Below are 26,965 nucleotides of genomic sequence, written 5' to 3' on the forward strand. Positions count from 1 at the left end.
TCATTAGCCTATTAGTTTCCAATATAATCTTTCAACCCAAGGACTGTTGGACTCAAGACTTCAATCTCAGTTAAGGAAAACAAATAAAATTGGAAGAGCTAATCGACCTGAATTTTCCAAACGACACAAAAACCCAATTCCCTGACGTATTCCTTGGATTGATCGAACACAAAGGAAGCTTTTTAAAATATTTTAGTTTCATTACGCCAATTCATACGATATTTAAGAAACTGGCATATACCCTAAAAGGAAGTTCCAGAGTAAATTAAGTATAAAAACAACCTTAACAATGATGAAAAAAAGTATGATAGGCCTATTGGCTTTATTTGCCTTAATGGCCTGTAATGAGAATTCAAATCAGGATAAATCAGAAATTGAAGAAGACAATTGGATTTATCTATTTGATGGCACCAGCACAGAAGGCTGGCGTGCCTATAATGGAGATTCACTTCCTCCGGGCTGGACCATCGCAGACAGTGCCCTTACCTTTGATACTGAATTGGGTCTGGAACAAGACTACACAGGTGGCAGAGACCTTATTTATGCTGCAGAAGAGTTTGAAAACTTTGAACTTTACTTGGAGTGGAAACTACCCAAAGGCGGAAACAGCGGTATCTTTTACCACGTGAAAGAAGGATACGATGGTCTGCCGGAAATTGCCCCTGAATACCAGCTAATAGACGATGAAAACTATGCAGAAATGCATGACTTAACGGCGTATAATACCAGTCTGGGTTACACTGAAAACCCGGAAGAATTGAAACCTCTACAGCAAACCGGCTCTGATTATGCCATGCACCCGGCAGATGCTTCAAAGAAAAAACTAAACCCGGCAGGTGAGTGGAATAGCTCTAAAATTGTCTTTACTCCTGAGCGAGTGGAGCATTGGTTAAATGGTGAAATGCTACTATCGTTTGTGCCATGGGATGAAGACTGGGAAGCCAAAAAGAACTCAGACAAATGGAAAAACAGCCCTAACTACGGAATATTCAAAACCGGATATATCGGTCTGCAGGACCACTCCAGCCCTATTTGGTTTAAAAACATCAAGATTAAAAAACTTTAGAACCTCATGAAAAAAAGAGAATTTATAAAGACCAGTGGCCTCGGACTCCTAGGTCTAATCTCCTCCCCAGCCTGGCTTAATTCATGTACCACAAACAGTGCTGGCAGATTAAGAACAGCCCATATTGGTGTTGGCAATATGGGAGCCGAAGACTTAAAGGCCATTAGTTCACACCCCAAAGTAGATGTAGTGGCTTTATGTGATGTGGATGCGAATAATCTTGCCGCTGCAAAAGAACTTCATCCGAATGCCAAAATCTACGCAGATTACAGAACTATGATGAGTGAAATGACCGATGAAATTGACGCGGTCGTAGTTTCTACTCCAGATCATACCCATGCCCCTGCATCTATGTTGGCTATGGAAAACAATAAACCAGTATACTGTCAAAAGCCTCTGACGCATTATGTGCATGAGTCAAGAGCCATGAACAAAATGGCTCAAGAGAAAGGACTGATTACTCAAATGGGTATTCAGGTTCATTCTTTTTATGACTATAAACTGGCCACTCTACTGATTCAAAGTGGAATTATCGGTAAAGTGCATACGGTACATGCCTGGTCTCCAAAATCATGGGGTTATAACGGAGGCGAACCTGAAGGCGAAGATCCCGTACCGGAAAACCTTGATTGGAACCTCTGGCTGGGCACCTCAGCAGAAAGGCCATATAAAGAAGGATATTATCACCCGGGCAACTGGCGTAAATTGGTAGACTATGGCTGTGGAACCTTAGGAGATATGGGAGTACATATTTTTGACTCGCCGTATAATGCTTTGAAACTAGATGTTCCCAGAACCATCAAAAACGAATGCCGTGAACCAGACGGTTTCGGGTATCCTGAAAACAATACCGTGACTTATGAATTTCCTGGAACAGACTTTACCACTGAAAGTTTGAAATGGATCTGGTATGATGGCCCGGGAATGCCACCTGCCCAAGAAGATTTGATTATTCCGGGGGAATTAGCTGAGACAAATCAAACGGAAGAAGAAGAGAGCATGGAGGATAAAATATCTCTTGATGCCAATGTAGCAGCTGAAGGTCAGCTACCAGAACAAGGTGCTATGTTTATTGGTACTGAAGGCCGTTTACTTCTTCCACATTTTATGCAGCTACCTAAGAAAATTGTCAATGGTGAATACGTGGATATTTCTAGTGAAATAGAAGCTATTTCTAAAGAGCAAGGATTAGGAGAGCCTATCCGCAATTACGATACTGAAGGACCAAAACATTACCACCAGTTTGTAGATGCCTGCCTAGGCCAGGGAGAAACCACTGCACCTTTTGCGTATGCTGCCAAATTAACGGAGACTATTCTATTGGGTGTGATTGCCGGGAGATTCCCGAATGAAACACTTCACTGGAATGCCGAAAATGCCCGTTTTGCAGAAGAAAAAGCCAATCAATATCTGGCTGGTGATTATCGTAAATTCTAGAGAATATTGAATCGTTTCAGCTCCGTCTTGATAGAGCTGAAACTTTCACTTCTAATACCTCAAAGGAGCTGCAAATCACCTTCGCCTTTTCAATTATTAGAATGTACCATATAGTTGCTCTAAAAAATAGAACAATTCAAAGAGCATTTGAACAAAAAAGAAGTTCCACCTTATAAAATGAAACCCATAAAATATTGAAATAATGATAGTTATATCCATTTCAAAAATTGTACTATTATAGCAAATCGGAACGACTTGACTTGACCTCTACCCTACCTTTGTATCGTGAAATAATCAATTCGCGATGCCAAAAAGCTTTAATCTATACCTCATAATTTTAACTGTACTACTGGGTGTTTCTTGCGAAACGCCAGAGCAGAAAAAAGTTAATCCTTATCTACTGGGAGCAGACCTTTCTTATGTCAATGAGCTGGAAGACTGCGGAGGCCAATTCTATAAAGACTTAAAACCTCATGACGCTTACACCTTGTTTGCTGATGAAGGCAGTAACCTAGTAAGATTAAGACTTTGGCACTCGCCAGACTGGACCGATTACAGCACCCTTAAAGACGTCAAAAAGTCGATCAAAAGAGCCAAGGCTAATCAAATGGCAGTACTACTGGACTTCCATTACACTGATAGCTGGGCGGACCCTGCTCATCAGATCATTCCAGCGGCATGGGCTCATATTACTGATACAAAAGTATTGGGCGATAGCCTGTACAATTACACCTTCAAAGTTCTGGAGGAACTACACAAAGAAAATCTAACTCCAGAATATGTACAGGTAGGCAATGAAATCAATACCGAGATTTTAATGCAGAAGCCTAGTGCCGAAAATGGCCCTACCAATTGGGAAAGAAATGCCGCCTTATTAGACAGGGGACTGCAAGCTGTGGCGGATTTTAACCAATCTAAGGAGCAGAACATCCAACGCGTGTTACATGTGGCCCAGCCTGAGAACGCCAAAGAGTGGTTTGCCAATGCATCAAGTCAAAACTTGAAAGATTTTGAATGGATAGGCCTTTCATACTACCCCAATTGGTCTGAATACGATCTAAAGGAGCTGGCCGAAACCGTAGCTTTTTTGAAAAATACCTACGGAAAAGAAATCATGATTGTAGAAACGGGCTACCCCTACACTTTCCAAAATTTTGATGAGGCCAATAATGTCCTTGGCGAAGGCAAAGGACTTGATGGCTACCCGGCTAGCAAAGAAGGTCAAATGAGCTTTATGATTGACCTCACCACCACTGTCATAAATGCCGGTGGAAAAGGAGTAGTATACTGGGAGCCAGCCTGGATTAGCACACCTTGCAAAACGCAATGGGGTACGGGATCTCACTGGGAAAACGCAGCCTTTTTTGATGCAAAAAACAGTAATGAAGCCTTACCTGTTTTTGACTTCTTTAGTCACGACTATCGAAACAGTACAAACGGACTCAAACACGAATAATAACACCTAAAACCTATACTTAAATTTTAAACATAAACCTTATAAAACGAATGCGACAAACCTTTGATTACACATTGAAAGCACTCAGCAAAAGCTGGCTGTTGTGGGCCTTGGTCCTCAATGTATTTAGCATGCAGGCATTTGCCCAAATCGCCGTATCTGGGACCGTGCTTGATGATTTAGACAACACAGGGCTACCAGGGGTTACCGTAACCATAAAGGGTAGCACGGTAGGAACTGCTACCAATCTGGAAGGTCAGTATTCTATAGAAGTACCTTCTGCTTCTTCAGTGCTGGTCTTTAGCTTTATTGGTAAAGAAACGCAGGAAATCACCGTAGGAAACCAAACTCAGATCAACGTAACCCTGGCAGATGACAGCCAGACGCTGGAAGAGGTGATCGTGATTGGTTATGGTACGCAGAAAAAGGAAGACATGACTGGCTCTATCACCTCAGTAAATGAAAGAGATTTTGTGCAGGGGAATGTCTCTACTCCAGACCAACTGATCACTGGTAAGCTTGCTGGTGTGCAGATCACATCTGCCGGTGGTGCTCCGGGTTCTGGTGCTACTATCCGTATCAGAGGTGGTTCATCACTGAATGCCAGCAATGATCCTTTGATCGTCATAGATGGTGTGCCTATTGACAATACCGACCTTTCAGGCTCGGCAAACCCTTTGAGCTTTATCAATCCGAATGATATTGAGTCGTTCAACGTATTGAAAGATGCTTCTGCTGCCGCAATTTACGGTTCACGTGCTGCCAATGGGGTTATCATTATAACGACTAAAAAAGGTAGAAAAGGGGCTGCTACCAGAGTAAACTTTAACAGCCGTTTCTCTTCAGCATCGAATATCAATCAAGTAGATGTGCTCTCTGCCTCTCAATTTACCGATGCCGTTAACGCATTTGGTACAGATACTCAGAAAAGCCTTTTGGGAGCATCTTCTACAAACTGGCAAGATGCTGTTTTCAGAACTGCTCTTACACAGGATAATAATCTCAGCATTACAGGTTCTCTTGGTTCTATGCCTTTCAGAGCTTCTGTTGGTTTCTTAAACCAAAACGGTACGCTGAAGACTTCAAACCTGAAAAGAACCTCAGGTTCAATCGGCCTTTCTCCATCTTTCCTGGATGATCATTTGAAAGTAGATGCCAATTTGAAATTTGCGAACAGCAGATCTCAATTCGCTGACGAAGGTGCCATTGGTACTGCTGTAAGTTTTGACCCGACTCAACCCATCTATGCCAATAATGAATTTGGAGGTTATTTCAACTGGATCAACCAAAGTGGTGGAATTGAAGCCCTTGGGCCAAGCAATCCATTGGCTATGCTTGAGCTGAGAGATAACTTAGGTATCCTGAATCGCTATATCGGTAATGTAAGTTTGAACTATTCATTCCACGGTTTACCTGAATTAAAAGCGGTAGTAAACGCAGGTTTTGACTTGTCAAACACTGACGGAAATGACGTTACAAGTCCATTGGTTTCTGCCAATTCATTCAATAATGGCGGTTCTACTGCTTATTACAAGCAAAACAGAAATAACCAGACCTTCCAGGCTTATTTGAACTATGCCAAGGACTTTGGCCAAAGCAAAGTGGATGTGATGGGAGGTTACGAATACCAGAACTTCATTCGTGAGAATGATAATGGTACTTCATTTGGAAATCCTGACGTGCCTTCCAGAAATACTTATTTCAAAACAGAGTATCGTCTGGCTTCACAATTTGGTCGTGTGAACTATGTACTCAGTGACAAATACCTGGCTACGGTAACTCTAAGAAGAGACGGTACATCCAGATTTGCACCGGAGAACAGATTCGGCCTGTTCCCTTCAGCGGCTTTTGCCTGGAAAATGAACGAGGAATTTGGACTAAATGACGTCCTTTCTGACCTTAAATTAAGGTTAGGATGGGGTGTAACAGGTCAGCAGGATATCGGCTCAGGTGATTTCCCTTACCTGGCGGCCTATACACCTGGTCAAGGTTTGAGATATGAGTTTGGCGGTCAGTTCTATGATGTACTCCGTCCAAATCCGTACGATGCTCAAATCAAATGGGAGGAGACTACGTCTTCAAACATCGGTTTAGACTTCGGTATCAGGGCAGCCAGACTATCAGGAAGCGTAGATTTCTACTTGAAGCAAACCAAAGATTTGATCAATGAAATTGATGCACCTGCAGGTACTAACTTCTCAAATAAGGTAGTTACCAATATTGGTTCATTAGAAAATAAAGGGGTAGAGTTTACATTGAACTACACGCCTATCGCCACCAGCGATTTCAATTGGGACGTAAACTTCAATGCTACCTACAACCAAAACAAAATCACTGCTCTTACCAGAAATGAAGATCCTTCATACATCGGAGTTCTGACTGGTGATATCAGTGGTGGTACCGGTTCTTATGGCCAGATCCACTCTACAGGATTCTCCAGATCTTCTTTCTATCTTTTCCAACAGGTGTATGATGAAAATGGCTCGCCTATAGAAGGGGTGTTTGTAGATAGAAATAACGACGGCGTCATTTCTGAATTGGACAGATACCGTTACCAAAACCCGGACCCGAATTACTTCCTTGGGTTCTCATCAAACATGCAGTATAAAGACCTGAGTTTAGGCTTTATCATGAGAGCCAATATCGGGAACTATGTCTTCAATAACGTGCAGTCTGGTGGTAGTAGCTACGCCAGCATGACAGGTGCAGGTGATTTCATCTTTAACCTGAACAGCAATGTGCTGAATACCAATTTCAGCAGCACCACTGGCAGAGACAGATTATTGCTTTCTGACTATTTCGTAGAGAACGCTTCATTCCTGAGAATGGACAATATCAATCTGGGTTATGATCTGACCAACGTACTAAAGTCAGGTAAATTCCAGGCTCGTCTTGGGTTCATTGTGCAGAATGTCTTTACGGTGACAAACTACACCGGTTTAGATCCTGAAGTACAAGGAGGTATTGACAGAAACATTTACCCTCGTCCGCGTACGTACAGCTTGAACCTAAACGTGAATTTCTAATCCAATAAACTGAATAGAAAGATGAAAAATATATTAAAAATAGCAGGTCTGGTGATAGGAGCTTTGAGCTTCACAGCCTGTGATTTAAACACAGAGCCTTACGTAGGTGAGGTTTCTGATTTGGTTTACCAAAACCCGGACAATTACAAAAAGGTTCTGGCTAAAATGTATGCCGGTCTGGCTGTTTCTGGTATAGAACCTCAAGATGGAAACGTAGACCTTAAAGGTATTGACGGCGGATCACAGTCTTATCTGCGTGCCTACTGGTATTTGCAGCAGTTTACCACAGATGAGGCTATCGTAGGCTGGGGTGACCCTGGTTTACCTGATTTACACGCTTCTAGCTGGACAGCCTCTAACCAATGGACCTCCAATTTCTACAGCCGTGCACTGTATCAGGTAACTGTAGCGAATGAGTTTATCAGAGAAACTTCTCCTGAGAAACTTGCGGCCAGAAATATCGCAGATAATGGTGAGATCGCTCTTTACAGAGCAGAGGCAAGATTCCTTAGAGCTTTGGCCTATTACCATGCCCTAGATATGTTCGGTTCTGTTCCTTTTGTGACAGAGAACGATCCTGTAGGAGCATTTTTGCCTGAGCAAATCAGCCGTGCAGAACTCTTCTCTTATTTAGAGGCAGAACTAAAAGCTCTGGAAACAGAATTACCATCTCCGCGTGCCAATGAATATGGCCGTGCAGATCAGGGTGCCGTATGGATGACGCTTGCCAAAATGTACCTCAATGCTGAGGTGTACACAGGTACGGCCAGATATAACGAAGCGGCAGAATACGCCAAAAAGGTGATTGATGCAGGTTATAGCTTAGCTTCAGACTATCAACTGAACTTCCTGGCAGATAATAACACTTCACCAGAGCTGATCTTTACGATCAATTACGATGGTAACGAGACAGCTACCTGGGGTGGCACTACTACCATTATTCACGCTCAGGTGGGTGGTACTATGAATCCTGACGATTTCGGTATTGATGGTGGATGGAGTGGTTTCCGTACTACGCCGGAGTTTGTAAGTCTTTTTGATGCCGACCAAAACGACGGCAGAAGACTTCTTCACTCAGATGGTCAGTCTTTGGAGATTGATGAAGTAGGGACTTTTGATAATGGCTACGCCATCACTAAATGGTCAAACAAAACATCTGACGGTGGCACAGGCAAAAACCTAACGCATACAGATACTGACTTTGGTGTATACAGATTGGCAGACGCATACCTGATGTATGCTGAAGCGGTAACCAGAGGTGGAAACGGTGATGCTGCCTTGGCATTAGATCTTGTAAATCAATTGAGAAACCGAGCAGGTGCTCAGCCGGTTTCTGCCCTGACCCTAGATTTCCTTCTGGATGAGAGAGGACGTGAGTTATTCTGGGAAGCCCATAGAAGAACAGACCTGATTCGCTTTGGCAAATTCGCGACAGGATACAACTGGGCCTGGAAAGGTAACGTAAAAGAAGGCCGAGACATTGAGACCTACAGAACGGTATTCCCGATAGCAGCTTCTGATATCGTGGCTAACACCAATCTAAGCCAAAACTCAGGTTATTAATCTTAAAATCATTAGTACAGAAATGAATAAATTAATCAATAAAATCTTTCTCCTGTTCGGGGTACTGACCGTGCTCAGCTCATGTGAGAAAGAAGAAATAAGAGCGGTTTTAAATCCTGATGCTAAGCCATCAGTGAGTTTGTCGTCGCAGTCACTTCAATTAGACAAAGAAAACGCAGAGGCCAATGCCTTAACCGTAAGTTGGGATACACCAGACTTTGGTTTTAGTGCAGGGTCTCAGTACCGCGTTTTAATTGACAAAGCCGGCAATAACTTTGCCGAAGCACAGGTATTCACCACCGGAACAGAAAAAAGCAAAAGCTGGACACATAAGCAGCTGAATAACCTTTTGATCTCTATGGGAATAGAACCTGATACAGAAGGTCAGTTAGATGTGGCAGTTGAATCCATTCTGAGTGATGCAGTCAGTCAGCGTTCAGATATTGCCAATCTAATGGCTATGCCTTACCTGGATAAGCTTGACCTTAGCTCTTCCTGGGGTATTGTAGGTTCAGCAGCTGTCAATGGCTGGAATGGCCCGGATATGCCTTTCTATAAAACGAGCGATGCAGGCGTTTATGTAGCTTATGTAACCTTACTGGATGGTGAAATCAAGATCAGAGAGAATAACGACTGGGCTGTAAACTATGGTGATACAGGTGCAGATGGCGTTCTGGACAGAGACGGCGATAATATAGCCGTAGAGGCCGGCACTTATGCCGTTACTTTCAATGAAAACGACCTGACGTATACCATTGAGAAACTTTCTTGGGGTATTGTAGGCTCTGGTGCACCAAACGGTTGGGATGGCCCGGACCTTGAATTCATGTATGATCCTTCTTCTGACCAATGGAGAGCTATTGCAACGCTCCTTGACGGTGAGATCAAAATCAGACAAAACAATGATTGGGGACTAAACTATGGTGATACTGGAGCAGACGGTACGCTGGATAGAGACGGTGATAATATTGCTGTTTCGGCTGGCACATACCTGGTAACACTAAACCTAAATGACCTCACTATTCTTATTGAGGAAATTGACATCCCGGGAATTGTGGGTTCTGGTGCTCCAAATGGCTGGGACGGCCCGGATGTAAGCCTTAGCCCAGATTTCTCCAGAGAAGGTGTTTGGGTGGCCTATAACGTAGAGCTTACTGACGGAGAAATCAAGTTCAGAATGAATAATGATTGGGGTGTAAACTTCGGAGATAATGGTGCCGATGGTACCCTTGAAAGAGATGCCGACAATATTGCGGTATCAGCAGGTGTATACGACATCGAGTTAGATCTGTATGACCCTGCCGCTCCTACGTACACCATTACGGCTAAGTAATGAAAATTGGTTAAAATAGATAGTTGAAATACCGGTGGGTCATCAGACTCACCGGCTTCAATTTCCTTCAAAACCGCTACCACCTATTTTGCACAGCAAAGAAATTATCAGCCATCTAAAAGGCTGAATACCTAAAAGTTAACCTTATAAAGTCAATAAGATACGGGTGTTTGTCATTCGGCAAACACCTGTCTCCTTGTTGAAAATCAAACCTGATTTAGATGAAAAGATTAGTTGTCTTAGTTCTTCTCATTGCACAGCAAAGCATAGCTCAAAAAATAGAGCATTTAGAACCCAGCAACTGGTGGGTAGGCATGAAAGAGAATAACCTGCAGCTTATGGTGCACGGCAAGAACATTTCTGATTTTACCCCAAAACTCAAATACAAGGGAGTGAAGCTCATTGCTACGCATCAAACGGAGAACCCAAATTTCCTTTTTATCGATTTGGAGATCAGTGCCAAGGCCAAGCCCGGGACTCTTCAACTTACCTTCATTAATGGAGCTGAACAATTCACTCAACCCTACGAATTGAAAGAAAGAGCCTCGTTTTCGTCAAATAGAAAAGGCTTTGACACCAATGACGCCATTTACCTCATCACACCCGACAGGTTTGTAAACGGCGACCCATCAAACGACACTGTAGAAGGGTATAAAGATGGCCTGAACAGAGCAGAAGAATACGGCAGACACGGCGGCGATATTCAAGGTATGATCAACAGTCTGGATTATATAGCAGACCTTGGTTTTACGGCCATTTGGCCGATGCCCCTGGAAGAAAACCAAATGGATCAATGGAGCTATCATGGCTACGCCATCACCGACTTTTATCAAATAGACCCACGTTTTGGTGATAACGATTTATATGTAAAACTCTCAGCTGAGGCCAAAAAAAGAGGTGTCAAACTCATCAAAGATGTGGTGCTCAACCACTGTGGTAGTGGACACTGGTGGATGACCGACATGCCCTCGAAAGACTGGATTAACTATAATGGCAACTACACCAATACCAATCACCGCAGAGAGGTATTGAGAGATATTCATGCCTCAGAGGCCGATAAAGAAGTATTTACCAGAGGTTGGTTTGTCAAAAGTATGCCAGATATGAATCAGCAGAACCCGTTCATGGCCAATTACCTCATACAAAATTCAATCTGGTGGATAGAGACTGCTGACCTTGGAGGTTACCGTGTAGATACCTACCCCTACTCTGATGTTGATTTCTTAAGCAGATGGAGCCAGCGTATCATGACCGAATATCCTAATTTCAATATCACGAGTGAAGAATGGAGTACTAACCCGGCCATAACATCGTATTGGCAAAAAGGTAAACTTAATGCCAATGGGTATAATTCTTACGTACCCTCACCGATGGATTTTCCACTGCAAGAAGCACTGGTAAAAGGCCTGAATGATGAGATCGGCTGGAATACAGATATGAACAGGGTCTATCACTCTCTGAGCAATGATTTCCTGTATGCTGATGCTTCAAAACTCTTGATTTTCCCTGATAACCATGACATGAGCCGCATTTATACTCAGCTAAATGAAAACGATGCTCGTTTTAAAATGGCCATGGTTTTAATGGCGACCATGCGTGGAATTCCTCAGATATATTACGGTACGGAGGTACTCATGTCAAACCCAAACTCAGATTCTCACGGTGAAATCAGAGGTGAATTTCCAGGTGGATGGAACGATCATACCGCCAATGCCTTCACCGGAAAAGGTCTTATAGCCAAGAAAAAAGAAGCTCAAAAGCTAATCAAAACTCTTTTCAATTACCGCAAAAACACCCCGGCTCTCCATGATGGCAAGCTATTACATTTCGCTCCTGAGAATGGTGTTTATGTTTATTTCCGCTATACGGATAGCCAAAAGGTGATGGTGATCTTCAATAAAAACCCAAAAACTCAGCAACTAGACCTAAGCCGCTTCGCTGAAATGTTGGATGGCATTTCTGAAGGGAAAGACATTCTTAGTGGTGGAATAGTGAGTTTAAAGGAAAGTTTGACTTTGTGTGGGGAGACGGTTAGGGTGATTGAGTTGATGAAATAATATCTCATGTCAGTCCTGTGAAGGTTCAGTACTGGACAATTAGAAACACCGTGTTTTTTTCTCAAACCATAAGCTTGAAATCACTACAACTAGGCTGCAAATTTAGGAGAGCTTATCTCCTAGATACAATAGTCTAATCTAAAACAGTAAGTCCAGTTTTTAAAATGTTTATCAAGTATCTTTTGTCAGGATTAACTTTAGCAATCACCAATATCCCGTTTAACAAAGTATATAAAAAGGATGCTAATTCCTGAATGTCTTTATCACTAGATAACTCACCGTTGTCAAAACCTCTTTTTAAATGAGAATAGAAGATACTTTCCAGTTCTAGCCGATTATCCCTTAAGATATCTCGTATCTCATCATCTTTGGGTAGCATTTCTGTTGCCGTATTTACAGCGAAACAACCTTTGTTGCCATTTTCACAAAAAGATGCTTCTATCGGCAACTGTAACAAATTTAACAACCCTAATTTTGTTGAATTTTCCTTCTCCAAAAACTCAACTAGGCTTTTATTGTTAGAGTTAATATAGTTTTTAAAGGCTAACAAAAACAGTTCTCTTTTATTGCCATATGTATCGTAAATACTTGCCCTGTTGATTTCAAGATAATCAACTAAATCTTGCATTGAAGTATTAAAGTACCCTTTCAGCCAAAAAAGTTGAATCGCTTTATTCAGGACTATGTTTTTGTCAAACATTTTTACTTTAGGCATTGGAAAACTGTTTAGGTGAATAGAAGATAAAAAGCTATATTTGGAATGTTCATTCCAAATATAGCTAAAAAAATTATATACTCACGTTTATTCCTCCACCAATATTATATTCTGAACCCGTAATAAAGGAAGCGTCATCTGAAGCCAAAAAGGCCGCTAATTTTGCAACCTCGCTTGGTTCGGCAAAACGTTTTAAAGGTACTCTATTTTTAAAGTGTTCCGCCATATCGTCTAATTGCTCTTCGGACATGCCCGTTTTAGCATAAATAGGCGTACTTACAGGGCCAGGGTTAATTGAATTAACCCTAATCTTTCTTGGTGCTAATTCTGTAGCAGCTGTCTTTGTATAAGAATTTAAGGCAGCTTTGGTTGCAGAATATATTGCTGTATTGGCTACCCCTTTGTTTGCTAGTTCAGATGAAACATTAATGATTGAAGCATTGTCATTCAATAAAGGGATAAACTTATCTACTGTGAAGATTGCACCTTTTAAGTTTATATCCATCTGTGCATTATAGCCGTCTTCCGATAAACTGCCTAATGGTTCAGGTAAGAAAATCCCGGCATTAAGAAGCAAAATATCCACTTTGCCAAACTCATTACCAATTTCGGTTGCCAAGTTATTGGTTTGATGAATATCCACAACATCAGCAACTACTCCTTTTACACCTAGCTCTTCGGCGGCTTTTTTTACCTTTTCTTTGTTTCTTCCCGTAATGATAACCGTTGCCCCATTTTTTTTAAATTCTTTGGCCGAAGCGAAGCCAATACCGCTATTACCACCTGTAATTACGGCAACTTTGTTTTGTAAATTCATATTTAATCTATTTAGAATGTTTGTTCCAAATTGAAAACTACCATAACAGAACATTCGTTCCAAATAAATTTAGTTTTAATAAAATTCCCACTCCGTGAAGTCTCCGAAACTTGTGGGAGGCGTATCGTGGTCTTTAAACCGACAAAAAGATTAAGTTTATGCGTTTAAAAGTCTGAAGAACTTAGGTCTTATCGACCAATAAAAACGGCAATAAGTAACTACTTAATGAGCAAGAGAATAACTCCTACAACGAAAGATATACCTATAACAACGTTATTGATTTGATGTCCATGCTCATCAAAATGATCATTGGTATTTTTAGGACCATCGATGTATTCCCTAAAATTAAATTTGGGTCTTCTGAGCAAGGTTCTCCATATGGAACCACATATCCATCGAATAGTCCCACCTATGAAGTTGAAAATGGCTTTACCAAAAAGTATTTCAAAAAGATTCATAGAATCACAGTTGTATTGTTCTATTAAAGTCATAAAACTACCCAACTCATAATTAAAAGCCATTAGAACCTCTACTCCCCAAACTCAAAAACGCCTTCCCGTTTATTCCATTCTATTGAAATCGTTTTTCTTTCGGTGAAGAGTTTTTCAATTTGCTCATCGCTGACAAGTGGCTGGTCTGGGAAATCATAATTGATATAACCTTCACAGATTTCAAGCCTAAGTTGAATCGTGTGACCATATCGAGGTAATTGATAGGCTATGGCATGAGGAGCATATTTTTTTACGAGGTCTGCATTCGTTGAGTCATCATAAAAGATTTCAATAGCTATCTCAGGCATGACCGCATGACCTACATCTAACCACTCCCCTTTTTGATATTTCAAAAAGAGAGTCAGTCTAGAATCTGTATGAGCACAATCAAAAATATCCGCACAAGAATAACCAGGTGAGTGTACCACTATGAGATCCTCCTCTTTGAGATCATTAAATAGTGCCATTTGAAACACGGGTTCAAACTCAGAATCAACTGGTTGAAAAGAAATATAACCATTTCTGATATCTACAATCTTCTCATTAGTACCAACAAAATCACAAGTCCACTCCTCTTTGAGTAGCTCAAAATAGTCTTGTATATTTTTCTCTGTTTCGTACTCTTGGGAGTATGAATTGAGTGAAAATGATAATATGAATAATAGAAGTATGCCTTTCATAGAGCCTAAATATTATTCCAAAATTGAATTCAGAATCTGTCCTCTTCATTTAGAAAATCATATGGATTATATGTCATTCCTAATTCTTTGGCTTTCTCCGTTCCACTTCAAGTTTTAGCTCCCTATTAAAAGTTAAATATTGAGGAAGAACATATCTGGCCAAATCAATATTACTGATATTCGAATTAAACCCTTTGAATTCATCAGATTGAATAAACCTCGTTTTGGTTTCCGCATATTCTTCAACCTTGTAGAGATGCTTGTCAATAATCCCCGGTAAAACAGCAATAGTATCTGACCACCCGTAATACTCATTCTCTGCAAAGAGAATGATATGTGGAATCAGCTGATTTTCTCCATTTACTTTATAGACAACATCAATCTCTTCTCCACTTTCCAGTTTTCTATCTTTTGGAGCGTAGAACTCCAATCAGGCATTTTTTCAAAGTCTGTCATTACATCCCAAACCTCAGCCGGGCTTGCATCAATAATTATCGAGGTAAACAAAGAATAATCATTTGTATCAATTTGACTTATAGTGATCTCCTCAAGTGGTGATCTGTTATCAATGGTCTTTATCTCTGAACCAGTACTTCTTTTACAACTAGAAAAGAAAAAGGATAAACTGATCACTGTAATACAGCTCTTGAAAATATAAGACTTAAGTGAATTTGAGACGGAAAAAGAGTAAATCATGGGATTGATTAGATATGTGAAAATTATAAATTATTAATAGTTCATCGACAAGTCAACAGAGTATTAACGATTGAGTATTAGACAATTTCAATACATCAAATACCTTAGACTATTAAACTTAGAGGGAATAACGATATCGGAGTTAAATTCTTACTTGTTGTTTTGAATCAATGACATTTCTTTCTATTCAAATTCGAATATTCGATGATTCAAAAGTTCTCTGTATTTTGGTGGCTTAAACGATTCCAAATGACAGAAAAAGGCTTCAAAAAAGTCTCTAAAGGCACTATTCTTCAGCGAGAAGGTGATAAAAGCAGTGCTGCTTATCATGTATTGAAAGGCTGCCTGAAAAGTTACGTCATAGATGCCTCAGGCAAAGAACATATCATCCAGTTTGCTCCGGAAGATTGGTTCATTACAGATATGGATAGTTTTACAAATGGCACCCCCTCCTTACTATTTATTGAAGCCATTGAAGACTCAGAAATTCATATGGAGTATGACCCTGCAGCCTTCAACTTTGAACTTTTCGAGCGTAATGAGTTGGTGAATATTGCCACTAAACTCAGGAATAGCATTATTGCAGCTAATAAGAGGCTGATCAATCTATTGAGTGCCTCTGCAGAAACCCGCTATCATGATTTTGTAAAAACTTACCCCACTCTGGTACAGCGGTTACCCCTCAAGCTCATTGCCTCATATATTGGCATCACTCCCGAATACCTCAGCGAAATCAGAAGGAAAATTGCCCGTAAAGGCTAGTTCATTTCTTAAGGTACCTTAATTTATTTCAGGATTAATCGTCCTAATTTTGATCTATCAAAACTTTTGAAGTTGATAAACATACTTTCAAAATGAAAAGAAATGAATTTATCAAAACCACCGCTTGGGCGGCTCTAACACCGGGAATTATGGATACAATGAATCTTCAAAACTTCTCTAAAATTACCAATGAACTCCCTAAACAGGGAAAGAGAATGCCCGTACTCTTCACCTCTCATGGTAACCCCATGGACATACCTTTGCCGCGTGAAGAAAGAGCCTTTTGGCAAAGACTCTATGATTTAGGAAAGGAACTCAAAAGAGACTATGAGGTGAAGGCCGCGGTGGTGGTATCGGCCCACTGGCTTACAAATCATGAAACCTTTGTCAATACTTCCACCAATCAAAAACAGATTTACGATTATTACGGCTTCCCGAAACACTATTATGATGTTTATTATGAGGCCGAGGGCTCACCAGACATAGCCAAGGAAATTGCCAGAATTATACCTGAAGTAGAAGAAACAGAAGAATGGGGTCTGGACCACGGAGCATGGCCAATGCTCATGCACCTTTTCCCGGATGCAGATGTTCCTGTATTTCAGCTGAGTATCGCTTATCATGCCAGTCCTGAGTATCATTTCAATTTAGGAAAACAGCTGGCATCATTGCGAGAAAAAGGGGTTCTGATTATAGGATCTGGCTCATTGATTCATAATTTACCACTGGCCATGAAAAAGATGCGATCTGGCGATATGAGCCCATACGGCTGGGAAGCAGAATACGATCATTGGCTAAAGCAAACCATAGAACAAAGGGAATTTAAAAACATGGTCAATTATCTGGACAGCCACAAGCTCGGAAAATTGGCCTCACCCACTCCAGATCATTACGTTCCGGTACTTTACAGTCTTGGTCTGGCAGATCGGCGTGATGAGATCGAGTTTTTCTATGAGGCTCCGGTAGCCATACCTGCTTTTAGCGAACGAAGCTTTATCATCAAAGAAGCCGCATAAAAAAAGCCCCGTCTGAAAAGTCGGGGCTTTTTCATTTTCATCTACAGTAAAACGTCAGAAAATCTTTCAGATATAGAAAAATTGAGTTGAGTATTCTATTTCTTTGAGTCAAATAGTTAGACAAAATTTTAAATACTCTAAGCTAATTATTTAAATATTTAACTAATTAAAACTATTTATAAATATCTTATTATCAAATAGTTGCACATACACTCCCCATATTTCCCCATCCTCGGGGCGATTATTACTCGCAAAAAGACTGATTATCAGTAGTATATACACTATATTTGCCCTCAGTTTTTTAGACAAACCTAACGTGCTTTCCTAGCTTTTTGCTATACAGCGATGCTTTCTTAATAAATGAATTCGAGAATTCTGCGGGTAATTATTAGCCTATTGCTAATAAATCTCTCTATAAATACTTTTGCTCAGAAGGGCAAAACACCCCAAAATCCGCTGATTAATACTGCGGTAAGCACTGATACCTGTGAGGTAACCTGTAATCTTTTTGGTGCCAATATTGAAAACCTGATCACTACTGAAAATCTTAATTTTGAAGCACCGGTAGAGTCTCCTTCCTGCGAAAATCACCCATCGAATTTTGAGCCCGGCTGTTTATTAAGTTATCACAACCAAAAATGGCTCCTGGTCAAAGTAGTGTCTGGAAAAGACCTAAACTTTACCATAACCAATTCTGCTAATACAGATATCGATGCGGCCTTTTGGGGGCCACTAGCCGAAAATGATGTCAAGAAAGCTTGTGATGTTCTTACAGACTTTCCGGTAAGTTGTGACTACTCTGCCGGAAATCCTCAATTAAGCCTGGACTCCGTTTCAAGTGGTCAGTACTACATCCTTCTGGTCAGTAATTTTGATAATCTGGAAACCACCATTCAGCTCAAACAGCCTACCGGAGGTGAGGTAAAATACATATACCTCTGCCCTAGTGATATCGTGCTAAATAGCCCAATTACGGGTAATCAGAATCAATATGCCGTAAAATCTGTAAGTCTGAGTTCTGGTGTAAGTGACTCCAGTTCTTTTGTAGCCCATAGCGGAAACAGCATCTCGCTCTTACCTGGTTTTTCTACAAGCGAAAGCGTGATTTTTGAGGCGGAAATTCAAGCTTGTTTAAACACCACCGAAAGTTACGTTCCAGAGGGTAGCGAAATCGTATGTGAAGACTTCTCAAACCATACTGGTACTATTCCTCACTTATATGCCAATAAAAAGCAAAATGAACTCATAGGAACGGTTTTCGCTAAAACTCAGCCTTTTTATTCATCTGACCGTGAAACCTGGAAGCCAATGGTTAAAATAGGAAAAGATGAAGAAGGTGACCGGTATTGGTGGGCGTACAGAGAGCCTTATGAAGACTGGGTTTTCATGAAACTGAGATCGGCCAAAGAATGCCCGTATTATTCAGATACCCGAGCTACTTATCCATTTAGTTATATCGGAGAAGAAGACAGCAGTCCTCACACTTTACATGATACCACCTTCACCTCCTTTGACATCAATTCTCCTTTCCATATATCAACAGACATTGCTGATCACAGACCAAATTATGATGTCTACACCATGTACCTAAGGCCAGGCTTGCATCAATTGATGTACAGAATCAATGAGAAAAGCTGGAGAGGAAATACAGAAGAACATGAGATATATGAAGAGTATAATGACAGGTATGTCAGCGTAACCAAGATTAATGGTTTCACAGCTCCGAAAGACTTTTATATAGATTTTACCTTGGATGGAGGAGATACTTTTGACCGTTATTATGTCACCAGAAATAGTGCCGGAGGTCACTTCAGTGTCACATCTACTTTCACTCGAGTAGAAGATTCTACCGTACGTGTGCATACCTACCAGGGAGATATCAATGTCTCAATGAAACTTGGAGAAACAGTCTCCAATGAAATATTCGGCAACTGTTTTAATCTGGGTCAATTACCCGTGGGCGACTACCACATGCCTCTTACCTCACTCAAAGGCGAATATACACTTGATGAAGATGTTTTGGTACGTGTGAGAAAGTAACACCTCATAACTTCTCAATCATCAAAGCCACTTTTATCTCTCCGTAGCTTACCTGACCCTCTAATTTCTCAAAAAGCGGTTTAAGAGCACCAGTTGAGTTAAACTGCATTTCTTCTGCAGCAGAAATAACCTTTTCATACGTTTTCCTACTCACTAATCTTTTTAGATCAATATCATTTCCGGCTTCTTTTAACTGAGACAGATGTCCATAAATAGTATTTACAGATAACATCCTCTGCTCTGCAATGGATTCAGGTGCTAACCCTTGTTCAAAAAGTCGCAAAGTTTCCTCCAGCGTATTGACCTTCTTCTTTGGCTTAGTCTCAGGTTTCAGCTCTAATGATTCAATATCATTGGCTGCACAGTATTCCTTGATTTTCTTCATAAAATCATAGCCATACTTTTGCATCTTTTGCTCCCCTACTCCGCTTACGCTTAACATTTGAGCTTCTGATTGAGGATAAAAAGAGGCCATATCTCGTAAACTTCGGTCATTAAAAATGATGTATGGAGGAATATTCGCCTCCATCGCCAGGTTTTTCCGAAGGATTTTTAGCTGTGCAAACAAGTTTTCATCCATCGGCAAACCATCAGTATTGACGTTTGCCGCTGCCTTATTAAGCATTTCCTGCTTATCACTAAAGCTGATATAATTGGCCAGTTCCAGTTTCTCTTCACCTTTGAGAATAGCTTTACTCCTGTTATTGAGTTTAAATGTGTGGCCCTCATCATAGGCAATATCCACCGCACCGGCATTGAGCATCTGCATGATATAATCTGCCCATTCTTCCCATTTAAGGTCTTTACCTACCGCAAAGGTAGGCAACCGGTCGAATCCACGCTGAACGATCTGTTGATTTCTGGAGCCTCTCAAAATATCAATCAGGAGATTCAGAGAGATGCTTTCTTGTGTTCTTGCTACCGCAGAGAGGGCTTTTTGAGCCAAAACCGTAGCATCCAATAGTTTGGGCGGGTTTAGACAAACATCACAATTCCCACAGTTTTCAGATACCTCTTCATTGAAATAGCTTAGCAAGATTCTTCTACGACAGATGCGAGCCTCAGCATACTGCTTCATTCGATCCAGCTTTGCCCGTAAAACTTCTTTTTGCTCCTCTGGAGCTCCAGATTCATCGATAAAACGCTTTCGTTGCAGAATATCTGCATAGCTAAAAAACAGAAGGGCATATGCCGGTTCTCCGTCTCTACCCGCCCTACCAATTTCCTGATAAAAGCCTTCTACGTTTCCTGGTAGATTATAGTGTATGACCCACCGCACATTCGACTTATCAATACCCATCCCAAAAGCGATGGTGGCTACAATAACCTGAACCTCATCATTGATAAACATCTCCTGAACTTTAGCCCTACGATCACCCGAACAACCGGCATGGTAATGCTCAGCACTAAATCCTTTGTTTCTTAAAGCTTCGGCTACCTTCTCTGTATTTTTTCTGCTGAGGCAATAGATGATTCCGCTTTGGTCTGGTGAAATTCTGAGAAAGTCTTCAATCTGCTGCATCTTCTTTCGACCTGCCGAGACATTCAATCGGATATTTGGCCGATCGAAACTGGAGATAAACTCCTTCGCTTCTTTTATTCCCAATTGACGTTTGATGTCTCTACGGGTTACTCTATCTGCTGTGGCAGTCAAAGCCATTACCGGCACATTACCGAAAACAGACTTTAGCATGTCAAGTTTTCTGTATTCCGGACGGAAATCATGCCCCCAGGATGAAATACAATGTGATTCATCGATGGCAAATAAGCAAACTTCTAAACTCTTTAAAAACTGCTCCGCATCCGTAGCAAACAGCCTTTCAGGTGCTATATAAAGTAGTTTCAGTTCCCCAGATCGAGCTTCAGCAACAATTTGATTTTGCTCTGAAGATGATTGGGTTGAGTTGAGAAAAGCTGCAGGTATACCATTTGAAAGTAAGGCTTCAACCTGATCTTTCATCAATGCGATCAGTGGAGAAATAACAATGGTCAAACCATCAAGCAATAAAGCTGGAATTTGAAAACAAATAGATTTACCTCCACCCGTAGGCATCAGCACCAAGGCATCATTTCCCTCCAATACATGTTGAATTATTTCTTCCTGTTGCGGCCGAAAAGAGTCATATCCAAAATGCTTTTGTAAAATCTGAAGTGGAGTGTACAATGTGGTGTTCTTCATATCTGAGATTTAAAGATAATACCAATATTTGGGTTCGTTTTGACGATGCCAATCTTACTAATCAACCTCGGAGGAATCTGCCAAGAAGACTCTAAGATTCACAAAGTCCTCTTTCTTCGTGCTACTTCGTGACTTGGTGTCTTAGTGGCTAAAACAGTCGTATTATTTGCCATGAAGGCTCAAAGACTCAAAGGTTCACAAAGTTCAGGTTCTTCGCGGCACTTCGTGACTTGGTGTCTTAGTGGCTGAGACTGTCAAGCTATTTGCCACGAAGGCTCGAAGACTCAAAGATTCACAAAGTCTATTCTCTTTGTCTTTCTTCGTGACTTAGCGTCTTAGTGGCTAAAACAGTCGTAACATTTGCCACGAAGGCTCGAAGACTCTAAGGTTCACAAAGGCTATTCTCTTCGTTTTTCTTCGTGACTTAGCGTCTTAGTGGCTAAAACCGTCGTATTATTTCCCACGAAGGCTCGAAGACTCAAAGGTTCACGAAGTCCTTTCCCTTTGTGGTGCTTAGTGACTTAGTGTCTTGGTAGCTAAGACTGTCGAGTTATTTGTCAAGAAGGCTCGAAGACTTTAAGGTTCACAAAGCTCTTTCTTCGTGTTACTTCGTGACTTGGTGTCTTTGTGGCTAAAACAGTCGTATTATTTGCCACGAAGGCTCGAAGACTCTAAGGTTCACAAAGTCCTCTTTCTTCGAGGAGTTATAACCTCTAAATCTTTAGGATTGACTTTGCCCAAGGTCAGCTTCTGAGATTTTGAAGGCTTGTACTTCGGTGATATACACTTTCTGATTATCCTTATTCGTGTAATTACGATTAACTAGCTTCCCTTCTACTTTCAAAAGCTTACCCTTTGTAATCAACGTTTCACACTGCTCTGCCAATTTCCCCCAGGCTACAATTCTATGCCAGTCAGTTTTAGTTACCTGCTCGCTACCTTTCATATAACGCTCATTAGTGGCCAGGCTAAAGTTGGCCAAAGTACTCTTGTCAAAAGATTTGATGTCTGCGTTAGCTCCTGCGTTCCCTATTAATGTAACTGAATTCATACGTGTAAATATTTAATGTTTTGTAATGAAAAGCGACCTGTGTTTCAGATCGACAACACAAAGGTGCAGGAGTGAGCAACTTATAGTCGGTTAATAAACAATTACAAACGAGTATAAGTAAGTACTGTCGTTTGTTGTCGTTTTATAGACTTGTATTCAATGATTTAAACTTCACTTCCCTAGAATTAGGGATTTATCATTTCTTATCGGGTAGATAATTTTGGAGTGTTCAATTATCAAAAAAATGTTAAAATCATGAAAACAATTCTTAGTCTTATCATTACCCTTTTAGTAAGTAATTTATCATTTTCTCAATTTGAAAATAGAAGAGTTCAGAGTAACCCTAAATCAAAACTTGTAGAGTTAGAAAAAGAGAGTTTCCTTTTCAATTTAAACTACAAAGATGTCAAAATTAGATTAGATAAATATGATCAAAAACCAACAGTAAAAGAGGTTATCCAAAAGCTAGATTTACTGAGTGAAGAAAGAACCAAAATTCATGAACTTGAAGAAGTTGTAATGGATTTATATTCTTTAACAAATGCTCAATTAGCCGACATTTATTCATATTACAGGAGAAATTCCTTCCAAAAAGTAAATGGGGATCTTGAATCAATGAGTGATTTATATTTTGTAGAAGTCCAAAAAGAATTTGGAGAAAACGCTCTTTTAGTTCAGCTTAAAGATCAAAATGAAAAGCACAATTCTGTTTTGAAAAAGTCATTCTCCTCAGTTTTCGGAGGAATTATTGATTATACAGAATGCTTGGTTTGCTGCCCTAAAAATGACTTCCCTGACGAAAAATGGTTTTGGTTTAAACCAGCCTTGGGTACATCAATAGTAACTAGAAAGGCAGAATATGATAAATGGTACTCAAACAAACTTTGTGGATTCATGATTTACGGCTTTCCCTGTAATTTTTCTAAATCCAGATTTAAAGTAAACGTTAAGGGCACCCTTTTGTGGCTCTTGAATGGAACTCCAAGATTTAAGCAACTTGCACCTAATGGAGAGGCTGTTCATATTTCAATGCTACCCGTAATTATTACGTTAGGAATAAAAGATCTCAAAACTCCACCTTGCGAAAACGAGTACCTACAAAATCAATTAAGAAATCTTGTGCAGGTTCGCTGTAATTAATACACCAAATCCAGTCCCAAATCGTCTTTGAAGGTTTTGAGGGCTGGATTTTTCTCAACCATCGCCTTGAACTTTTCCTGCTCGGTTCTAGGTTTCGCTTCTTTGACCTCGGCGACTAATCTTGCTTCTAATTGAAGTTCTCCGTTATTGATTTCTTTCCGTACAAAATCAAGGATCTCCTGCTTCAGCTCATGAAAAAGCTCCATCAATGTGCTATTGACAAGCTTTAAGGTTAATACACCATTTTCCAGCTCAATATCACTTTCTACAATAAACTTCTCCGTTTGCTTTTGAAGCGTTTTCCCGTAGGCCTTTAAAGCCTTGATCACATCATCTTCAGCATAATCTGATGAACCAAAATCATTAAGACTAGCCTCAGGAGCTTGTTTTGTAGGTTTTGGCACGTCTTCCAGATCTGCTTCCAGATCGGCTGTAGACTTTAAACGTGAAAGCTTCTTAGGTCTTTTAACGGCCGGGGTACTAGCAGATTGAGATGTAGAAGGTTTGGAGGGAGTTGGTGTATCAAAACTCTTTGCACTTGGTGGAGCAGATGCTGTTAGGCTGTTACCGGACTTTTTTTTTCAGCCTCACCTGCCGGCAATTCTGCTAAGCTCAGCACCTGCGTGATGCTGGCCATTTTCATCAGACCTATCTCTACATGTAGTCGCTGATTCTTGGCTGTTTTGTATTGTAAGTCCAGCTGGCTACCAATACTCAGGGCAGACATGAGGAAACCACGTTTCACTTTTTTGACCTGCTCAAGGTATTTCTGCTTCACCGATTCAGAAACTTCCATGAGCTGGATGGTTCGGGAGTCCATACCCACCATCAGATTTCTGAAATGCTCATTCATTCCTGTTACAAACTGATGACCGTCAAAGCCTTTGTCAAGAATTTCATTGAAAATCAACAGAGCTTCAGACAAATCACCGGCATAAATGGCATCCGTGAGTTTGAAGTAATAATCGTAGTCCAGAACATGAAGATTCTCTAAAACTTCTGCATAAGTCAGCAACTTATCAGTAGAGAAAGTGACATTGAGATCAAACATACTCAATGCATCTCTTAAACCACCATCAGCCTTCTGAGCTATCAGCTCTAAAGCCTCAGGCTCAGTCTCTATCCCTTCTTTCTGAGCAATATTGGCCAGATGGTTGGCCATATCCCTAATCTGAATTCGGTTAAAGTCAAAAATCTGACAACGACTCAGAATCGTCGGTAAAATCTTGTGCTTTTCTGTAGTGGCCAGAATAAAAATGGCATACGACGGCGGCTCTTCCAAAGTCTTCAAAAAGGCATTGAAAGCCGCTGATGACAACATGTGTACCTCATCAATAATGTACACTTTATACTTCCCATCTTGAGGCGGGAAACGCACCTGATCAATCAAGTTTCTGATGTCTTCTACGGAGTTATTGGAAGCAGCATCAAGCTCGTGAATATTGAATGAGGCATTCTGTGCAAAGTTCTTACAGCTAGTACACTCATTACATGGTTCAGTGTCTTCACCTACATTCTGGCAGTTGATAGTCTTCGCCAAAATACGGGCACAGGTGGTTTTACCCACTCCACGAGGTCCACAAAAAAGGAAGGCTTGTGCCAGGTGACCCGTCTTGATGGCATTCTTCAGAGTAGTTGTAATATGGCTCTGCCCTACCACCGAATCAAAGGTGACTGGCCTGTATTTTCTAGCCGATACTACGAACTGTTCCATCACTGGCAAATATAGAAAAGAATGTGGCGAAACACCTTGGGCGTGGAAAAAATTGGGTTTAGCATTTTTTTGCTCTGCAATATGCAGCTATTAATAAACTCTTAAGATACCATTAATACTCTCAGTATATATTGTTCCGAAACTTTCTAATCACAGATGTTTAAAAAAGCTATTACTTTACTTTTCGTTGCAGCTCTTTTTGGTTGCGATTCAAAAAACAAACTTCCTAAAATTGCCATAGCCGGGCTGGCCATAGAATCCAGTACGTTTTCTCCGGCCGTAACAGAAGCTGAGGCCTTCCACCCTTTAGTAGGTGATGAGATTTTTGACTACTACCCTTTTATGGCTGAAAACACACCGCAGAGAAAAAGTGCTGAGTGGTTTCCTACCCTCACGGGCAAAGCCATACCAGGCGGAATCGTCAGCAGAGCAGCTTATGATTCTTTGGTGAATATCACCTTAGAAAAACTGGCGGCCAATCTGCCCTACGATGGGCTGTTTTTTGATATCCACGGTGCTATGAGCGTACAGGGCATTGATGACCCCGAGGGCGATTTCATTGAAAAAGTAAGAGGAGTAGTAGGAACAGAAACTGTGATCTCTACCTGTATGGACCTCCACGGTAATGTTTCAGAAAAGTTGGCAAAAAACACCGACCTGATTACTGCCTACAGACTTGCTCCGCATGAAGATGCCATGGAGTCTAAACAAAGAGCCGTAGATAACCTTCTGGAGAGACTGCAAAGCGGTAAGGGTAAACCGAAATACAAAGCCTGGATCCCTGTCCCGATTCTTTTGCCGGGAGAAAAAACAAGCACCCGAATAGAACCAGGAAAAAGCCTTTATGCCAAAATCAAGCCTCTAACCCAACAGGAAGGTGTGATAGATGCAGCTATCTGGATAGGTTACGCCTGGGCAGACGAACCTAGAAACCATGCCGTGGTGATGGCCACTGGTGATGATGAGACGGCAGTGGCTGAGGCCGCAGAGAAACTTGCCAAAAGCTTCTGGGAGGTCAGAAATAAATTTGAGTTTGTAGCTCCTACCACCACCTTTGAAGAGGCCATGGAGATGGCTCTTAACAACCTCCGCAATCCATTTATGATTAGCGATATGGGGGATAATCCTACCGCTGGAGGAGCAGGTGATGTAACCTGGACACTCAATGAGATTTTGAAAAGACCTGAATTCAAAACAGCAAAGGGTCCTTCTGTTATTTATGCCTCTATACCAGGTCCTGATTTTGTAGAAAAGGCTCTGGAAGCTGGTGTGGGTCAGGTGGCTGAAGGTATGGCAGGTGCTGCTGTAGATGACCGTTTTGCTCCGCCTCTTAAACTCAAAGGCACCGTAACCGCCATAAAAGAGGGCGACAAACACGCAGAAACCGAAGTGGTGGTAAAAATCGGGAGCGTACATGTTATTGTCACTAAAAAACGGAAGCCCTACCACTATGAAAAAGACTTTACCGACCTTGACCTCAAACCTCGTGACGCAGATATAGTGGTGGTAAAAATTGGCTATCTGGTACCCGAATTATATGATATGCGTGGTGACTGGGTGATGGCTCTAACGCCTGGTGGAGTAGATCAGGATTTGGAACGTCTGGGCTATCAACGTATCAAACGACCGATGTTCCCACTCGATAAAGACATGGAAGACCCAGACCTTTCTGCCCGCTTTATTGCCGGCTCTGCAGAGTAATATATTCGTGGCACCAGTAGGCTTA

The 26,965-nt window shown here is 41.1% G+C and carries 21 protein-coding genes and 1 pseudogene; 12 read left to right on the forward strand and 10 right to left on the reverse strand.

What is annotated here, in order from left to right; translation table 11 throughout:
* The first annotated feature begins 289 nt into the window (after positions 1–289).
* The 7 genes from ACUXV0_RS07620 (at position 290) to ACUXV0_RS07650 (ending at position 11,938) form a co-directional block, all read left to right on the forward strand.
* On the forward strand, positions 290–1,066 hold the full coding sequence (locus ACUXV0_RS07620) for a 3-keto-disaccharide hydrolase (protein ID WP_446192484.1): 777 nt from the start codon (positions 290–292) through the stop codon (positions 1,064–1,066).
* A 6-nt stretch (positions 1,067–1,072) separates the two neighbouring features.
* Positions 1,073–2,503, forward strand: coding sequence for a Gfo/Idh/MocA family protein (locus tag ACUXV0_RS07625; RefSeq protein ID WP_446192485.1), 1,431 nt, complete (start codon positions 1,073–1,075; stop codon positions 2,501–2,503).
* A gap of 304 nt (positions 2,504–2,807) precedes the next feature.
* Positions 2,808–3,959, forward strand: coding sequence for a glycoside hydrolase family 53 protein (locus ACUXV0_RS07630; protein WP_446192486.1), 1,152 nt, complete (start codon positions 2,808–2,810; stop codon positions 3,957–3,959).
* A gap of 50 nt (positions 3,960–4,009) precedes the next feature.
* Entirely contained in the window at positions 4,010–6,985 is a 2,976-nt protein-coding gene (locus ACUXV0_RS07635) for a SusC/RagA family TonB-linked outer membrane protein (RefSeq protein ID WP_446192487.1), read from the forward strand.
* A 21-nt stretch (positions 6,986–7,006) separates the two neighbouring features.
* Positions 7,007–8,548 (forward strand): RagB/SusD family nutrient uptake outer membrane protein, encoded by a 1,542-nt coding sequence (locus ACUXV0_RS07640; RefSeq protein WP_446192488.1) that lies wholly within the window; start codon positions 7,007–7,009, stop codon positions 8,546–8,548.
* A gap of 22 nt (positions 8,549–8,570) precedes the next feature.
* Positions 8,571–9,881, forward strand: a complete 1,311-nt coding sequence (locus ACUXV0_RS07645; RefSeq protein ID WP_446192489.1) for a SusE domain-containing protein — start codon at positions 8,571–8,573, stop codon at positions 9,879–9,881.
* Positions 9,882–10,102: 221 nt separating this feature from the next.
* The gene (locus ACUXV0_RS07650; RefSeq protein ID WP_446192490.1) at positions 10,103–11,938 is read left to right on the forward strand and encodes a glycoside hydrolase family 13 protein; all 1,836 of its coding nucleotides are present in this window, start codon (positions 10,103–10,105) and stop codon (positions 11,936–11,938) included.
* A gap of 133 nt (positions 11,939–12,071) precedes the next feature.
* Here the strand turns inward: ACUXV0_RS07650 and ACUXV0_RS07655 are convergent, their stop codons facing one another.
* From ACUXV0_RS07655 to ACUXV0_RS07680, 6 genes are all read right to left on the reverse strand, one after another.
* A complete protein-coding gene (locus tag ACUXV0_RS07655) occupies positions 12,072–12,653 on the reverse strand; it encodes a TetR/AcrR family transcriptional regulator (RefSeq protein WP_446192491.1) in 582 nt (193 codons plus the stop codon).
* 73 nt (positions 12,654–12,726) lie between these two features.
* Positions 12,727–13,470: an SDR family NAD(P)-dependent oxidoreductase gene (locus tag ACUXV0_RS07660; protein WP_446192492.1), complete on the reverse strand. Its 744-nt coding sequence runs from the start codon at positions 13,468–13,470 to the stop codon at positions 12,727–12,729.
* A 218-nt stretch (positions 13,471–13,688) separates the two neighbouring features.
* Positions 13,689–13,991: a hypothetical protein gene (locus tag ACUXV0_RS07665; protein ID WP_446192493.1), complete on the reverse strand. Its 303-nt coding sequence runs from the start codon at positions 13,989–13,991 to the stop codon at positions 13,689–13,691.
* 8 nt (positions 13,992–13,999) lie between these two features.
* The gene (locus ACUXV0_RS07670) at positions 14,000–14,641 is read right to left on the reverse strand and encodes a hypothetical protein (RefSeq protein WP_446192494.1); all 642 of its coding nucleotides are present in this window, start codon (positions 14,639–14,641) and stop codon (positions 14,000–14,002) included.
* Between the two features lie 79 nt (positions 14,642–14,720).
* Entirely contained in the window at positions 14,721–15,071 is a 351-nt protein-coding gene (locus ACUXV0_RS07675) for a hypothetical protein (RefSeq protein ID WP_446192495.1), read from the reverse strand.
* Complete coding sequence (locus ACUXV0_RS07680) at positions 15,002–15,337, reverse strand: SRPBCC family protein (RefSeq protein WP_446192496.1); 336 nt, start codon at positions 15,335–15,337, stop codon at positions 15,002–15,004. Before ACUXV0_RS07680 ends, ACUXV0_RS07675 begins: the two co-directional genes overlap by 70 nt.
* A gap of 204 nt (positions 15,338–15,541) precedes the next feature.
* On the opposite strand from ACUXV0_RS07680, the gene ACUXV0_RS07685 reads away from it, so the two are divergent.
* From ACUXV0_RS07685 to ACUXV0_RS07695, 3 genes are all read left to right on the forward strand, one after another.
* Positions 15,542–16,099: a Crp/Fnr family transcriptional regulator gene (locus ACUXV0_RS07685; protein WP_446192497.1), complete on the forward strand. Its 558-nt coding sequence runs from the start codon at positions 15,542–15,544 to the stop codon at positions 16,097–16,099.
* A 92-nt stretch (positions 16,100–16,191) separates the two neighbouring features.
* A complete protein-coding gene (locus tag ACUXV0_RS07690; RefSeq protein ID WP_446192498.1) occupies positions 16,192–17,115 on the forward strand; it encodes a dioxygenase family protein in 924 nt (307 codons plus the stop codon).
* A 360-nt stretch (positions 17,116–17,475) separates the two neighbouring features.
* A complete protein-coding gene (locus tag ACUXV0_RS07695) occupies positions 17,476–19,155 on the forward strand; it encodes a 3-coathanger stack domain-containing protein (protein ID WP_446192499.1) in 1,680 nt (559 codons plus the stop codon).
* A gap of 4 nt (positions 19,156–19,159) precedes the next feature.
* Here ACUXV0_RS07695 and recQ read toward each other — a convergent pair whose 3' ends face one another.
* Complete coding sequence (gene recQ, locus ACUXV0_RS07700) at positions 19,160–21,334, reverse strand: DNA helicase RecQ (RefSeq protein WP_446192500.1); 2,175 nt, start codon at positions 21,332–21,334, stop codon at positions 19,160–19,162.
* 721 nt (positions 21,335–22,055) lie between these two features.
* Complete coding sequence (locus ACUXV0_RS07705) at positions 22,056–22,385, reverse strand: single-stranded DNA-binding protein (RefSeq protein ID WP_446192501.1); 330 nt, start codon at positions 22,383–22,385, stop codon at positions 22,056–22,058.
* Positions 22,386–22,640: 255 nt separating this feature from the next.
* Here ACUXV0_RS07705 and ACUXV0_RS07710 point away from each other — a divergent pair, with 255 nt between their 5' ends.
* On the forward strand, positions 22,641–23,525 hold the full coding sequence (locus ACUXV0_RS07710; protein WP_446192502.1) for a hypothetical protein: 885 nt from the start codon (positions 22,641–22,643) through the stop codon (positions 23,523–23,525).
* Here the strand turns inward: ACUXV0_RS07710 and ACUXV0_RS07715 are convergent.
* Positions 23,522–23,929, reverse strand: coding sequence for a hypothetical protein (locus tag ACUXV0_RS07715; RefSeq protein WP_446192503.1), 408 nt, complete (start codon positions 23,927–23,929; stop codon positions 23,522–23,524). The genes ACUXV0_RS07710 and ACUXV0_RS07715 overlap by 4 nt on opposite strands.
* Before the next feature lie 191 nt (positions 23,930–24,120).
* Positions 24,121–25,239 (reverse strand): annotated as a pseudogene (locus tag ACUXV0_RS07720) (DNA polymerase III subunit gamma/tau); the annotation flags it as partial.
* A gap of 156 nt (positions 25,240–25,395) precedes the next feature.
* On the opposite strand from ACUXV0_RS07720, the gene ACUXV0_RS07725 reads away from it, so the two are divergent.
* Positions 25,396–26,940, forward strand: a complete 1,545-nt coding sequence (locus ACUXV0_RS07725) for a M81 family metallopeptidase (RefSeq protein WP_446192504.1) — start codon at positions 25,396–25,398, stop codon at positions 26,938–26,940.
* Positions 26,941–26,965: the final 25 nt, after the last annotated feature.

The organism is Jiulongibacter sp. NS-SX5 (assembly GCF_052828545.1).

What these genes read in the sequence shown, in the direction of transcription:
- ACUXV0_RS07620 (WP_446192484.1), top strand. Translation starts at nt 290, where the DNA reads ATGATGAAAAAAAGTATGATAGGCCTATTGGCTTTATTTGCCTTAATG.
- ACUXV0_RS07625 (WP_446192485.1), top strand. Translation starts at nt 1,073, where the DNA reads ATGAAAAAAAGAGAATTTATAAAGACCAGTGGCCTCGGACTCCTAGGT.
- ACUXV0_RS07630 (WP_446192486.1), top strand. Translation starts at nt 2,808, where the DNA reads ATGCCAAAAAGCTTTAATCTATACCTCATAATTTTAACTGTACTACTG.
- ACUXV0_RS07635 (WP_446192487.1), top strand. Translation starts at nt 4,010, where the DNA reads ATGCGACAAACCTTTGATTACACATTGAAAGCACTCAGCAAAAGCTGG.
- ACUXV0_RS07640 (WP_446192488.1), top strand. Translation starts at nt 7,007, where the DNA reads ATGAAAAATATATTAAAAATAGCAGGTCTGGTGATAGGAGCTTTGAGC.
- ACUXV0_RS07645 (WP_446192489.1), top strand. Translation starts at nt 8,571, where the DNA reads ATGAATAAATTAATCAATAAAATCTTTCTCCTGTTCGGGGTACTGACC.
- ACUXV0_RS07650 (WP_446192490.1), top strand. Translation starts at nt 10,103, where the DNA reads ATGAAAAGATTAGTTGTCTTAGTTCTTCTCATTGCACAGCAAAGCATA.
- ACUXV0_RS07655 (WP_446192491.1), bottom strand. Translation starts at nt 12,653, where the DNA reads ATGCCTAAAGTAAAAATGTTTGACAAAAACATAGTCCTGAATAAAGCG.
- ACUXV0_RS07660 (WP_446192492.1), bottom strand. Translation starts at nt 13,470, where the DNA reads ATGAATTTACAAAACAAAGTTGCCGTAATTACAGGTGGTAATAGCGGT.
- ACUXV0_RS07665 (WP_446192493.1), bottom strand. Translation starts at nt 13,991, where the DNA reads ATGGCTTTTAATTATGAGTTGGGTAGTTTTATGACTTTAATAGAACAA.
- ACUXV0_RS07670 (WP_446192494.1), bottom strand. Translation starts at nt 14,641, where the DNA reads ATGAAAGGCATACTTCTATTATTCATATTATCATTTTCACTCAATTCA.
- ACUXV0_RS07680 (WP_446192496.1), bottom strand. Translation starts at nt 15,337, where the DNA reads ATGATTTACTCTTTTTCCGTCTCAAATTCACTTAAGTCTTATATTTTC.
- ACUXV0_RS07685 (WP_446192497.1), top strand. Translation starts at nt 15,542, where the DNA reads ATGATTCAAAAGTTCTCTGTATTTTGGTGGCTTAAACGATTCCAAATG.
- ACUXV0_RS07690 (WP_446192498.1), top strand. Translation starts at nt 16,192, where the DNA reads ATGAAAAGAAATGAATTTATCAAAACCACCGCTTGGGCGGCTCTAACA.
- ACUXV0_RS07695 (WP_446192499.1), top strand. Translation starts at nt 17,476, where the DNA reads ATGAATTCGAGAATTCTGCGGGTAATTATTAGCCTATTGCTAATAAAT.
- recQ (WP_446192500.1), bottom strand. Translation starts at nt 21,334, where the DNA reads ATGAAGAACACCACATTGTACACTCCACTTCAGATTTTACAAAAGCAT.
- ACUXV0_RS07705 (WP_446192501.1), bottom strand. Translation starts at nt 22,385, where the DNA reads ATGAATTCAGTTACATTAATAGGGAACGCAGGAGCTAACGCAGACATC.
- ACUXV0_RS07710 (WP_446192502.1), top strand. Translation starts at nt 22,641, where the DNA reads ATGAAAACAATTCTTAGTCTTATCATTACCCTTTTAGTAAGTAATTTA.
- ACUXV0_RS07725 (WP_446192504.1), top strand. Translation starts at nt 25,396, where the DNA reads ATGTTTAAAAAAGCTATTACTTTACTTTTCGTTGCAGCTCTTTTTGGT.